The sequence below is a fragment of the Bacillus mobilis genome (assembly GCF_001884045.1).
GTDB classification, from domain to species: domain Bacteria; phylum Bacillota; class Bacilli; order Bacillales; family Bacillaceae_G; genus Bacillus_A; species Bacillus_A mobilis.
In genome coordinates, this window is record NZ_MACF01000025.1 from 231,039 (window position 1) to 244,064 (window position 13,026).

Here is a 13,026-nt window from a genome sequence, read left to right on the forward strand (position 1 = left end):
ATGCGGATATTAGGTTTAGATGTAGGTACAAAAACAGTCGGAGTTGCAATGAGCGACGAAATGGGCTGGACAGCGCAAGGACTGGAAACAATCAGGATTAACGAAGAACGAGGCAACTTTGGTTTTGACCGTATTTCTGAGTTAGTAAAGCAGTACAATGTGGACAAAATAGTAGTAGGTTTACCTAAAAATATGAATGGTACAATTGGCCCACGTGGTGAAGCGTGCCAACAATTTGCAGAAAACCTACGAGAGCTGTTACAATTAGACGTTGTAATGTGGGACGAGCGTTTGTCGACGATGGCAGCGGAACGTCTGCTCATTTCAGCTGATGTAAGCCGTAAGAAGCGAAAGCAAGTAATCGATAAGATGGCTGCAGTCGTAATCTTACAAGGATTTTTAGATAGTAAATAAGAGGTGACCAAAATGGAAGAAAATCAAATTACAATTGTAGACGAAAAAGGTAACGAACATTTATGTGAAATTATTTTCACTTTTGATGCTGAAAAATTTGGCAAAAAATCATACGTAGTCTTCTCTCCAATCGGTGAAGTAGACGAAGATGGAGACCCAATTTATGACGCAATGGCTTATGAGCAAAATGAAGAAGAGGGCGGAAGTTTACTTCCAATCGAATCTGAAGAAGAGTGGGAAATGGTACAAGAAATGTTCAACACTCTAGCTGATGAGGAAGAAGCTGAATAATAAGTACTGAAAAGATGGACGACATATAGTCCATCTTTTTTTATATGTAAAATGAAAGATTTTTTGTCGAAACCTTGCAATCCTTTGTAGTATAATGAGACGGATTGTAGAAAAATAAAATGTCTATCTAAAAAAGATAAATAAATTTATTGTGTTTTTATGTCGTGTTGTATAGAAAGATATACATGCGGTCTACAATTTAATTAAGGAGGAAGAGTGTTGATAGAGAATCAAGTGAAAAAGAAGCGTAGACGTCTTTTTTTATTTTCGATTATTGCACTGCTTTTAGTTTGTGGTTCAGTCTATGCGTATATTTCATCCGCATTAGGACCAGTTGATAGCGGGAATAAAAAAGAGATTGAAGTAGAAATTCCCAAGGGGTCATCTACTAGTAAAATTGGTGAGATTTTAGAAGAAAAAGGTGCTGTGAAAAACGGTACAGTTTTTAGTTTTTATACAAAGGCTAAATCGAAAAATTTACAAGCGGGTACATATTTATTAAATCCTTCAATGAGTGCCTCAGATGTGATTGAACAAATGTCATCTGGTAACGTTCATCGTCCAGCTCTTTATAAAGTGACGATAAAAGAAGGTGCGCAAGTAACTGAAATTGCAGAAACGGTTGCAAACGAATTAAAGTGGAATAAAGATGATGTTGTACGTCAATTAAACGATAAAGCATTTATTCAAAAAATGCAGCAAAAGTATCCGAAGTTATTAACGGATAAAATCTTTGATAGCAATATTAAATATCCATTAGAAGGTTATTTATATCCTGCGACGTATTCTTTCTATAAAAAAGATACGACGTTAGAAGAAATCGTAATTCCAATGCTTGAGAAAACGAATGCAATCATTGTTCAAAACGAGGCAAAAATGAAAGCGAAAAACTGGGATGTTCATCAGCTTTTAACATTGTCTTCACTTATTGAAGAAGAGGCAACAGGCTTTACAGATCGTCAAAAGATCTCTAGTGTCTTTTACAATCGTTTAGCGAAAGGTATGCCACTGCAAACTGATCCAACGGTATTATATGCACTTGGAAAGCATAAACAACGTGTATTATACGAAGATTTAAAGATAAACTCACCATACAATACGTATGTTGTGAAAGGATTGCCAGTTGGTCCAATCGCAAACTCGGGTAAACATTCAGTGGAGGCGGCGTTAGAACCTGCGCAAACAGATTATTATTATTTCTTAGCTGCACCAACTGGTGAAGTGTACTATGCGAAAACATTAGACGAGCATAATGCATTAAAGCAAAAATATATTACGAAAAAACAGTGAAATGGGGAGGGATAGCGAAAAAGGTCGCACATCCCTCTTTTTTATGGTAAAATATATCGGGTTAAAAACTGGCAGAAGAATCGTTTTTAATATCAAAACGGGACGTACAAGCTAAGGGTGAAAATGGCTTGTATTTTTATTGCATTCTATGTGTGAAAAGACGTCATAGAGGCACTTCTCCATGTAAATAAGGAGGACCATTATGGAGGATGCAGTTAACGAGTACCTATTATCATTTATTGATCCGAAAGATAAATTAATTCTTGAAATGGAAGACTATGCGAAAGAAAATCATGTGCCGATTATGGATCGACTTGGAATGGAATTTATGTTGCAATTTTTACGTTTAATTGGACCAAAAAGTATTTTAGAGCTTGGTACAGCAATTGGTTATTCTAGTATTCGTATGATGCAAGCTATTCCAAATTCTCGTATTGTGACAGTTGAACGCAATCGCGAGCGATATGAAAAAGCACTTGAATATATAGAACGTTCACCAGTTAAAGAACGTATTTCCGTTATTTACGGTGATGCGTTAGAAACGGGCGAGCAAGTAGAAGAACATGGAACATTTGACGTTATTTTTATTGATGCAGCAAAAGGACAATATCGTCGCTTTTTTGACTTATATGAACCGTTATTAAATCCTGGTGGCGTAATTATTTCAGATAATGTTATGTATCATGGGCTTGTAACGACAAAAGAGAAAATTGAAAACAGACGTACACGTGGTTTAATCCGTCGTATTAAGACGTACAATGAATGGCTTATGAATCATGAAGGATATGATACAACGATTTTCCCAATTGGTGATGGAGTAGCTGTTAGTAAAAAGAGAGGGTGACCAAGGTATGAAGAAACCTGAATTGTTAGTAACGCCAAAAGCAGTGGCGGATATTGAACCTCTTGCGAAAGCAGGAGCTGATGCGGTAATGATCGGTGAGCAAAAGTTCGGTTTACGTTTAGCAGGGGAATTTTCACGTGAAGATGTGAAACAAGCTGTGAAGATTGCACATGAAAATGGTGTGAAAGTATACGTAGCAATGAACGCCATGTTTCACAATGATAAAGTAGATGAATTAACAGATTATGTTGCATTTTTAAACGAAGTAAGTGTAGATGCAATTGTTTTCGGAGATCCAGCAGTATTAATGGCGGTCCGAGAAGTAGCGCCAAATATGCAATTGCACTGGAATACAGAAACAACAGCAACTAACTGGTTTACTTGTAACTACTGGGGACAAAGGGGAGCAAAACGTGCTGTATTAGCTCGTGAGCTTAGCTTAGATGAAATTGTTGAATTAAAAGAAAATGCTGAAGTGGAACTTGAAGTACAAATTCACGGTATGACTTGTATGTTCCAATCGAAGCGTTCATTAGTAGGAAACTACTTTGAGTACCAAGGACGTAATCTTGACATTGAAAAGAAAAAATATGAAGAGAATATGTTCCTATATGACCCAGAGCGTAACAATAAATATCCAATTTATGAAGATGAAAATGGCACTCACATTATGAGTCCAAACGATATTTGTTTCATCGATGAGTTAGAAGAGCTAATTGATGCTGAAGTCGCTAGCTTAAAAATTGATGGTGTACTAAAAAGCTCTGCATACATTATTGAGGTAACGAAGAAATATCGTAAAGCAATTGATTTATGTGTAGAAGATCGTGATGCGTATTATGACGTGAAAGACGATTTATATAAAGAGATAGAAGAAATGCAACCAGTGAATCGTCCGTTAGACACGGGATTCTTCTTTAAAGAGACGGTTTACTAAACGAGGAGGGTGTAGGAAATGACTGTACAAGAAATTTCACGAGTAGTCGATGGCAAACGCGTTATTGTGAAGAAACCTGAACTGTTAATCCCTGCGGGTAACTTAGAAAAATTAAAAGTAGCTATCCATTACGGGGCAGATGCTGTATATTTAGGTGGACAAGAATTTGGTCTTCGTTCGAATGCAGGTAACTTTACACTGGAGGATATGGCAGAAGGTGTTGAATTTGCAAAGAAATATGGAGCAAAAATATATGTAACAACAAATATCTTTGCACATAATGAAAATATGGACGGGCTAGAGGAATATTTAAAAGGGATTGAAAAAGCTGGCGTGACGGGAATTATCGTTGCTGATCCGCTTATTATTGAGACTTGTAAACGTGTAGCGCCTTCTGTTGAAGTGCATTTAAGTACACAACAATCACTATCCAACTGGAAAGCAGCACAGTATTGGAAAGAAGAAGGTTTACATCGTCTTGTATTAGCTCGTGAAGCAAGCTATGAAGAAATGAAAGAAATTAAAGAAAAAGTGGATATTGAAATTGAAGCATTCGTCCATGGTGCAATGTGTATCGCATATTCAGGCAGATGTACGTTAAGTAACCATATGACAGCACGTGACTCTAACCGTGGTGGTTGTTGTCAATCTTGCCGTTGGGACTATGACTTAGTTCAAACAGTATCACAACATAAAGATGCAAAAGAGTTGCCTCTATTCCAAGAAGAAGATGCTCACTTTGCAATGAGTCCAAAAGACTTAAATTTAATTTTATCAATTCCGAAAATGATTGAAATTGGAATTGATAGCTTAAAAGTTGAAGGACGTATGAAATCAATCCATTACGTAGCGACTGTAGCAACAGTATACCGTAAAGTAATTGATGCGTATTGTGCTGATCCGGATAATTTTGAGTTTAAACAAGAATGGTTAGATGAGCTTGATAAATGTGCAAATCGTGATACAGCTCCCGCATTCTTTGAAGGGGTTCCAGGACATCAAGAGCAAATGTTTGGAAATCATAGTAAGAAAACAACGTATGATTTCGCTGGTTTAGTGTTAGATTATAATGAAGAAACGGGCATCGTAACGATTGAGCAACGTAATCATTTCAAACCAGGACATGAAGTGGAGTTCTTTGGACCAGAAATAGAAAACTTTACGCAGACGGTGGAGAAAATTTGGGATGAGGATGGAAACGAATTAGATGCAGCGAGACATCCGTTGCAAATCGTGAAATTCAAAGTGGATCAACCAGTGTATGTGAATAATATGATGCGCAAAAACATACTTCAATAAGAAAGAGTGATAGTCGAATGGGGACGAATAAGCCTGTTGTAATTGGAATTGCTGGTGGTTCGGGATCAGGTAAAACGAGTGTAACGAAAGCGATTTTTGACCATTTTAAAGGTCATTCTATTTTAATCTTAGAGCAAGATTATTATTACAAAGATCAAAGCCATTTACCAATGGAAGAGCGTTTAAAAACAAATTATGATCATCCGCTTGCGTTTGATAATGATCTGTTAATTGAACATTTACAGCAGTTGCTTGCATATGAGCAAATTGATAAGCCTGTATATGACTATACATTGCATACGCGTTCAGAAGAAGTTATTCCAGTTGAGCCGAAAGATGTAATCATTTTAGAAGGAATTCTTATTTTAGAAGACCCACGTCTTTGTGAGTTAATGGACATTAAGCTATTCGTTGATACAGATGCAGATCTTCGTATTTTACGCCGCATGCAGCGTGATATTAAAGAGCGCGGTCGTACGATGGATTCAGTTATTGATCAATACGTAAGTGTTGTACGTCCAATGCACAATCAATTTATTGAGCCTTCTAAGAAATTTGCGGATATTATTATCCCTGAAGGTGGACAAAACCATGTTGCAATTGATATTATGGTGACAAAAATTGCAACAATTCTTGAACAAAAAGTAAATTTGTAATAGCATAGTAAAAGATATACGATAGGAAGGGATTTTTTCCCTTCCTATCGAATACAATGAAACATGCAACCTCATCTATATATAGGTGAGGGCATATTTATATCAACTTTCCATACATATCTTCTTTATATAAAGAAGAATTGGGAATACGGGGTTGTATGTGACAACTCCGCTAGTACAGGCGTGCTAGAAACCTCCGCTATACATATAAGTGGGGGAGTTTTCATATGGAACTCCTCTTTTTTTCGGGGGATTGGTATATAAAAGGAGTGGAAAATATGGCAACAGAAAAAACATACCCTATGACGCAAGAGGGTAAGCAAAAGCTAGAGAACGAACTTGAAGATTTAAAAACGGTAAAACGTAAAGAGGTTGTAGAGCGCATTAAGATTGCACGTAGCTTCGGAGATCTTTCTGAGAACTCTGAGTACGATGCAGCGAAAGATGAGCAAGCGTTCGTAGAAGGACGTATTACACAATTAGAAAACATGATTCGTAACGCAGTTATCATCACAGATAATGGCGAAGAGTCTACAGTTGTTACATTAGGTAAAACAGTAACATTTAAAGAGTTACCAGGTGGAGATGAAGAATCTTACACAATCGTAGGTAGCGCAGAAGCAGATCCGTTTGAAGGAAGAATTTCTAACGATTCTCCAATTGCAAAAAGCTTATTAGGTAAGCAAATTGGTGAGAAGGTAGCAATCCAAACTCCAGGTGGAGAAATGCAAGTAGAGATTATCTCTGTAAAATAATAAAAAATCACTCGTGTAAAAGCGAGTGATTTTTTTATTTGTATAAAAGATGAAACACTCCGTCCAAACTATAATAGACGAGGTGTTTTTTTATGAAAATAAAACGGAGAATTACAATTGTTTTAATTTGTTTTATAGGTGTCATGTTTATTTTACTTTGTCGTTTAATTCAAATACAAATTATAGATACAGAATCATTTACAGACCGTAAGATAAATTTAATTGAAAAAAGTGTTACACAACGGACGCAGTCCATTACGGTAGATGATGGACGAGGCCATTTTATAGATCGGAACGGTAAGGAAATAGGTGAGAAAAAGTATCCTGTTTTAATTGTTTTTCCATTTCTACAAATAAAAAATGACATGTTAGAGAAAATTGCGCATATCATTGGTGTGTCGAGACAAGAGATTGAAAGTCAAATGAAAGACAAGAAAAGTGCATTTATCATGCAAAGGGGAAATGGTCCATTTCACTTGGCACGAGAGCAGATGGAGAAGGTGAATCAATTAAATGTATTAGGTATTGTAGCAGCTGAAGTTCGTTTACGGCAAACTGACAGGGTGAATCATTTAATTGGCGATGTGGGGGAGAATGAACGAGAATTTGAAAAACGATACGGAGAAGTAAGAAATATTTCAAGGCAAACGCCAATTGGCATTTCAGGATTGCAGCAATCATTTGATGAATTTCTTTTGACCGATGGAGAGGCAAAAGTATTGTATCAAGTGGACCGACAAGGAGAACCGATTTTTGGAAAACAAGCGAAATATACTGCGCCTGGAAATCCATTTTATCCGGTGACGATTCAAACTACTTTACATAACGGATTACAGCAAAAAGCAGAAGAAGTGGTTGAAGCAAGCGAAATAAAGAAGGGAGGACTAGTATTACTTGATGTAAAGAAAAATGAAATTTTAGCGATGGTCAGTAAACCGTCTGTACAGGTGAAGGATGAGCGTTTATATACAACTACACTTGAAAATCAAATGTTAACACCACATTTTCCCGGTTCTGTTTTTAAAACAATAGTGGCAGCAGCAGTGATTGATCAAAATGAAAATGTGTTGAATCGTACATTTAATTGTAATCAAGATTTATATGGTGAAGACCACCCGCAAGTTATGATGGGTACACTTAGTTTTAAAGAGAGCTTTGCTAGAAGCTGTAACAGGACATTTTCAGAGTTAGGTAATGAGCTAATACAAAAGGATAAGATGGTGTTAGAAACTTACATAGCAGCGTTAGGAGCCGCTGGTAAGGTTGGATGGAAAGGTTCTGTATTTCATACAACTCATTTTGAGCAAATGCCAGAGGAGAAGAAGGTTACGATTTGGGGAAGTGAAGGAAATAAGAATAGTAAAAAGGCGGTAGCGCAAACAGCAATTGGACAGAAAGATGTACGTATATCACCTCTAGCGATTGCAAATATGATGGCGACGATTGCTAGGGATGGAGAAAAGATGGAAGTGAAAGCTGTAGAAAAAATAATATATAAAAATGGAACGGACTTTTATACATTTGAAGACCATACATTAGGTGGAAAACAGCTTTCGTATGAAGCGGTGAAAACATTACAAGAGTTATTAAGGGGCGTTGTAACAACAGAGAAAGGAACAGGAGCCGCATTCAGGTCGTTGCCACTAAGTGTCGCCGGAAAATCTGGGACAGCGCAAACAGGAAAAGGGGCGAAAGTGAATCGTTGGTTTGCAGGTTATTTTCCATATGAAAATCCAAGATATGCTTTAGTTGTCGTGGATATAGAAACGAATAGCAGTGAAAATAAAGTTACACCTATTTTCAAAGCTATCGTAGAATCAATCTATCGATTAGAGAATGAAAAGTAATCTTGCAATTCATAGTGAAATGTTTTCATTTCGTGAAAATATTATTGTAAATGTTCAACCTTTCTAGATTTAATGTTACAATAGCAAGTATGAAAAACTGCATGGAGGTTTGAAGAATGGCAGGAGGATCTAGATTCCAACAGAAACAACAAAAACGTCGTCAAAACGGTGTTTTAAATATTGCAATTGCAATTGTATTAATATTAGTAGCTATTGTATCATATCAATTGTTTGTTCCTGAAAGAAAAGAACAAGCGTCTTCTAGTGATAAAAAAGTAGCTCAGCAAACAACGAAAGAGAATAAGGCTGAGAAAGCTAAAGGCAAAGAAGAGACGAAGAAGAACGAGCAAGATAAGGCAGATGCTAAGAAGCAGGAAGAAGAGAAGCAAAAGGCTGAAGAAGAACAGAAAAAAGCTGAAGAAGAAGCGAAAGCTAACGAGAAAGTATCAGCTGAAAAAACACAGCCAAAGGCAACTGACGCTTATACGAAACCTTCTTGGAAGCCAGTAGGTACAGAGCAAGGTGCAACACCTGCGATGACGTTTAAAAAAGGTACAGCAGATTGGAATGAGATGAATCAAGCTATTTCAGCTGCAATTGACGTTCCAGTAGAGCAATTAATTATCCATAGAATTGGAAATAACGGTAAGAATAAAGCTTACGGTAACGTACAAGATAAACAATCAGGCAAAAAATATTATGTGAATATTGATTGGGTAGACAATGAGGGCTGGAAACCAGTACTTGTTCAAACTCTAAACTAAAAAAGAGAAGCTCCTTAGGGGCTTCTCTTTTTTAGTTAGCGTAATTTCTTTAATTTAAAATGAACAACCGCGCTATAATATGGTCTTTTGCTTTCGGGATCCATAACCATTTGATGCGAGATGTGATGAACTTCAAGCATAAGTGCTTTATTATTATCGATTTGTTCACTAATTTTTCGTTCCAAAGAAGCTAAGTCTCCTGCTTCGAAAAACTCTACTTTATCTTCTAACATTTCAAAGGTAAATGACACGAAGACGACCCCTCTCCTATGTAATCAACTATAGTGTAACAAAGAAAAGAAGGAAATACCATGTACATTTCAATTGACATTTTTGGAAAGAGGGCATATTATACTGATAAAACCGATAAGAAAAAGGGGAATTTTTATGGGTACAGAATTTAATGGTTTATTTGATGAGTGGGCTCATACGTACGACTCATTTGTACAAGGCGAAGATATACAATATAAAGAAGTTTTCGCCCGTTATGAGGACATTCTAGAGGATGTAGTTAACAAGTCATTTGGTAATGTATTAGAATTTGGTGTTGGTACAGGTAATTTAACAAATAAATTATTACTTGCTGGCCGCACAGTTTACGGTATAGAACCGTCACGTGAAATGCGTATGATTGCAAAAGAGAAATTACCGCAAGAGTTTTCCATTACAGAAGGTGATTTTCTTTCGTTTGAAGTCCCAAATTCAATTGATACCATAGTAAGCACCTATGCATTTCATCATTTAACAGATGATGAAAAAAATGTAGCGATTGCGAAGTATAGTCAATTGCTAAACAAAGGTGGTAAAATAGTGTTTGCTGATACGATATTTGCAGATCAAGATGCATATGATAAAACTGTTGAAACAGCAAAACAAAGAGGTTTCCATCAGTTAGCAAACGATTTGCAAACGGAATACTATACACGTATTCCGGTCATGCAGTCTATTTTTGAAAACAATGGCTTCCATGTAACCTTTACGAGATTAAATCATTTCGTTTGGGTAATGGAGGCAACTAAGCAATAGAAAGAGGGATTAGATTGAGAATTGCTGTAATTGGAGCAATGGAAGAAGAAGTACGTATTTTACGTGACAAATTAGAACAAGCAGAAACAGAAACGGTTGCGGGTTGTGAATTTACGAAAGGACAATTAGCAGGACATGAAGTAATCTTGTTAAAGTCTGGTATTGGTAAAGTAAATGCAGCGATGTCAACGACAATTTTATTAGAAAGATATAAGCCTGAAAAAGTAATTAATACTGGTTCAGCTGGTGGCTTCCATCATTCTCTAAATGTTGGAGATGTAGTTATTTCAACAGAAGTTCGTCATCATGACGTAGATGTAACCGTATTTAACTATGAGTATGGTCAAGTACCAGGAATGCCGCCTGGATTCAAAGCTGATGAAGCATTAGTTGCATTAGCTGAGAAATGTATGCAGGCAGAAGAAAATATTCAAGTTGTAAAAGGTATGATTGCAACAGGTGATTCATTTATGAGTGATCCGAACCGTGTTGCAGCAATTCGTGATAAATTTGAAGATCTTTATGCAGTAGAAATGGAAGCAGCAGCTGTTGCACAAGTATGCCACCAATATGAAGTTCCGTTTGTTATTATTCGTGCACTTTCTGATATTGCTGGTAAAGAATCAAATGTTTCATTTGATCAATTTTTAGATCAAGCAGCTCTTCATTCTACAAACTTTATCGTAAAAGTACTAGAAGAGTTAAAGTAATGTAACAAAAAGGCAACTGTCTCATATAAAGAAAATACATACAGTTGCCTTTTCTTTATTGGCAAATAAGGGGGAGAACACGATGAATGTATATCGTGGAGTTCATGAGTTGATTGGTCATACACCAATTGTAGAAATTACTCGTTTTTCACTTCCAGAAGGGGTCCGTTTATTTGCAAAGCTTGAATTTTATAACCCAGGTGGAAGCGTTAAGGACCGTTTAGGAAGAGAATTAATCGAAGATGCACTAGAAAAAGGGCTTGTTACCCAGGGTGGAACAATTATTGAACCGACTGCTGGAAATACTGGTATTGGACTGGCACTTGCAGCGTTACAACATGATTTACGCGTTATTGTTTGTGTACCAGAGAAATTTAGTATTGAAAAACAAGAATTAATGAAAGCACTAGGCGCAACGGTTGTGCATACACCAACTGAGCAAGGAATGACCGGTGCAATTGCGAAAGCAAAAGAATTAGTAAATGAAATACCGAATTCGTACTCTCCAAGTCAGTTTGCGAATGAAGCAAACCCGCGTGCTTATTTCAAAACACTAGGTCCTGAACTTTGGTTGGCACTGAACGGAGAGATTAACATATTTGTTGCTGGAGCAGGAACTGGTGGTACATTCATGGGGACTGCATCTTATTTGAAAGAAAAAAATGTAGATATAAAAACGGTTATTGTGGAACCAGAAGGGTCCATTTTAAATGGTGGTAAAGCTGGTTCGCATGAAACAGAAGGGATTGGCCTTGAATTCATCCCACCATTTTTGAAAACATCTTATTTTGATGAAATTCATACAATTTCTGATCGAAATGCATTTTTACGAGTGAAGGAATTAGCCCAAAAAGAAGGACTGCTTGTTGGGAGCTCGTCAGGAGCAGCATTTCATGCAAGTTTACTTGAAGCAGAGAAAGCGGCGCCAGGTACAAACATTGTAACGATTTTTCCTGATAGTAGTGAGCGCTATTTAAGTAAAGACATATACAAAGGATGGGAATAAAAAATGAGAGCAAAGACAAAGTTAATTCATGGTATTCGCATAGGAGAACCTTCAACTGGATCTGTAAATGTACCGATTTATCAAACAAGTACGTACAAACAAGAAGCAGTTGGTAAGCATCAAGGATATGAATATTCACGTACAGGAAACCCAACACGTGCAGCTTTAGAAGAAATGATTGCTGTATTAGAAAACGGTCATGCTGGTTTTGCATTTGGTTCAGGAATGGCTGCTATTACAGCTACAATTATGTTGTTCTCAAAAGGTGACCACGTTATTTTAACAGATGATGTGTATGGTGGAACGTACCGCGTTATCACAAAAGTATTAAACCGCTTCGGTATTGAGCATACATTTGTAGATACAACAAATCTAGAGGAAGTTGTAGAAGCAATTCGTCCAAACACGAAAGCGATTTATGTGGAAACACCAACGAACCCATTACTGAAAATTACTGATATTAAGAAAATATCTACTCTTGCTAAAGAGAAAGATTTATTAACAATTATCGATAATACATTCATGACGCCATATTGGCAGTCGCCGATTTCTTTAGGAGCAGACATTGTACTTCATAGTGCAACGAAATATTTAGGAGGTCATAGTGACGTAGTTGCAGGCCTAGTAGTTGTAAATAGCCCGCAATTAGCAGAAGACCTTCACTTTGTACAAAACTCAACAGGAGGCATTCTTGGCCCGCAAGATAGCTTCTTACTACTTCGTGGTTTAAAAACATTAGGAATTCGAATGGAAGAGCATGAAACGAATTCACGTGCAATTGCTGAGTTTTTAAATAACCATCCAAAAGTAAATAAAGTATATTATCCAGGTCTTGCATCACATCAAAACCATGAATTAGCAACAGAACAAGCAAATGGATTTGGTGCTATTATCTCATTTGATGTAGATAGTGAAGAAACATTAAATAAAGTACTAGAGAAATTACAATACTTTACACTTGCTGAAAGTTTAGGAGCAGTAGAAAGTTTGATTTCTATCCCATCTCAAATGACACATGCATCAATCCCAGCAGATCGCCGCAAAGAATTAGGAATTACAGATACATTAATTCGTATTTCTGTCGGTATTGAAGACGGTGAAGATTTAATTGAAGATTTAGCACAAGCGTTAGCATAATAAAAATGCACTGCTTATATAGGCAGTGCATTTTTATTATGTTATTTTGT

15 protein-coding genes are annotated in these 13,026 nt (G+C 36.7%); 14 read left to right on the top strand and 1 reads right to left on the bottom strand.

The genetic code is table 11. The annotated features are described in order from the left end of the window. From ruvX to BAQ44_RS03125, 10 genes are all read left to right on the top strand, one after another. Complete coding sequence (ruvX, locus tag BAQ44_RS03080; RefSeq protein WP_061677211.1) at window positions 1-414, top strand: Holliday junction resolvase RuvX; 414 nt, start codon at window positions 1-3, stop codon at window positions 412-414. A gap of 12 nt (window positions 415-426) precedes the next feature. Beyond that, entirely contained in the window at window positions 427-705 is a 279-nt protein-coding gene (locus tag BAQ44_RS03085; protein ID WP_071720652.1) for a DUF1292 domain-containing protein, read from the top strand. A gap of 219 nt (window positions 706-924) precedes the next feature. After that, window positions 925-1,995: an endolytic transglycosylase MltG gene (mltG, locus tag BAQ44_RS03090; protein ID WP_061677213.1), complete on the top strand. Its 1,071-nt coding sequence runs from the start codon at window positions 925-927 to the stop codon at window positions 1,993-1,995. 202 nt (window positions 1,996-2,197) lie between these two features. After that, window positions 2,198-2,839: an O-methyltransferase gene (locus BAQ44_RS03095; RefSeq protein ID WP_000389094.1), complete on the top strand. Its 642-nt coding sequence runs from the start codon at window positions 2,198-2,200 to the stop codon at window positions 2,837-2,839. Between the two features lie 7 nt (window positions 2,840-2,846). After that, the gene (locus BAQ44_RS03100) at window positions 2,847-3,776 is read left to right on the top strand and encodes a peptidase U32 family protein (RefSeq protein ID WP_061677214.1); all 930 of its coding nucleotides are present in this window, start codon (window positions 2,847-2,849) and stop codon (window positions 3,774-3,776) included. Window positions 3,777-3,794: 18 nt separating this feature from the next. After that, a complete protein-coding gene (locus BAQ44_RS03105; protein ID WP_061677215.1) occupies window positions 3,795-5,075 on the top strand; it encodes a peptidase U32 family protein in 1,281 nt (426 codons plus the stop codon). A 17-nt stretch (window positions 5,076-5,092) separates the two neighbouring features. Then, window positions 5,093-5,731, top strand: coding sequence for a uridine kinase (udk, locus tag BAQ44_RS03110; protein ID WP_000537082.1), 639 nt, complete (start codon window positions 5,093-5,095; stop codon window positions 5,729-5,731). Window positions 5,732-6,009: 278 nt separating this feature from the next. Then, on the top strand, window positions 6,010-6,486 hold the full coding sequence (gene greA / locus BAQ44_RS03115; protein ID WP_000179964.1) for a transcription elongation factor GreA: 477 nt from the start codon (window positions 6,010-6,012) through the stop codon (window positions 6,484-6,486). Between the two features lie 92 nt (window positions 6,487-6,578). Then, the gene (locus tag BAQ44_RS03120) at window positions 6,579-8,333 is read left to right on the top strand and encodes a peptidoglycan D,D-transpeptidase FtsI family protein (protein WP_071720654.1); all 1,755 of its coding nucleotides are present in this window, start codon (window positions 6,579-6,581) and stop codon (window positions 8,331-8,333) included. A gap of 116 nt (window positions 8,334-8,449) precedes the next feature. Continuing rightward, the gene (locus BAQ44_RS03125) at window positions 8,450-9,097 is read left to right on the top strand and encodes a YrrS family protein (RefSeq protein WP_071720656.1); all 648 of its coding nucleotides are present in this window, start codon (window positions 8,450-8,452) and stop codon (window positions 9,095-9,097) included. A 35-nt stretch (window positions 9,098-9,132) separates the two neighbouring features. Here the strand turns inward: BAQ44_RS03125 and BAQ44_RS03130 are convergent, their stop codons facing one another. After that, window positions 9,133-9,348 (bottom strand): YrzA family protein, encoded by a 216-nt coding sequence (locus BAQ44_RS03130; RefSeq protein ID WP_000010984.1) that lies wholly within the window; start codon window positions 9,346-9,348, stop codon window positions 9,133-9,135. Between the two features lie 136 nt (window positions 9,349-9,484). Between BAQ44_RS03130 and BAQ44_RS03135 the strand changes: the two genes are divergently transcribed. The 4 genes from BAQ44_RS03135 to BAQ44_RS03150 all read left to right on the top strand — a co-directional run bounded on the left by BAQ44_RS03135 (window position 9,485) and on the right by BAQ44_RS03150 (window position 12,976). Further along, window positions 9,485-10,123 (top strand): class I SAM-dependent DNA methyltransferase, encoded by a 639-nt coding sequence (locus tag BAQ44_RS03135; protein WP_000536334.1) that lies wholly within the window; start codon window positions 9,485-9,487, stop codon window positions 10,121-10,123. 14 nt (window positions 10,124-10,137) lie between these two features. Further along, window positions 10,138-10,833, top strand: coding sequence for a 5'-methylthioadenosine/S-adenosylhomocysteine nucleosidase (gene mtnN, locus BAQ44_RS03140; protein ID WP_061677219.1), 696 nt, complete (start codon window positions 10,138-10,140; stop codon window positions 10,831-10,833). An 82-nt stretch (window positions 10,834-10,915) separates the two neighbouring features. Beyond that, a complete protein-coding gene (locus tag BAQ44_RS03145) occupies window positions 10,916-11,839 on the top strand; it encodes an O-acetylserine dependent cystathionine beta-synthase (RefSeq protein ID WP_061677221.1) in 924 nt (307 codons plus the stop codon). Between the two features lie 3 nt (window positions 11,840-11,842). Then, complete coding sequence (locus tag BAQ44_RS03150; protein ID WP_061677223.1) at window positions 11,843-12,976, top strand: bifunctional cystathionine gamma-lyase/homocysteine desulfhydrase; 1,134 nt, start codon at window positions 11,843-11,845, stop codon at window positions 12,974-12,976. The last annotated feature ends 50 nt before the right edge of the window (window positions 12,977-13,026 follow it).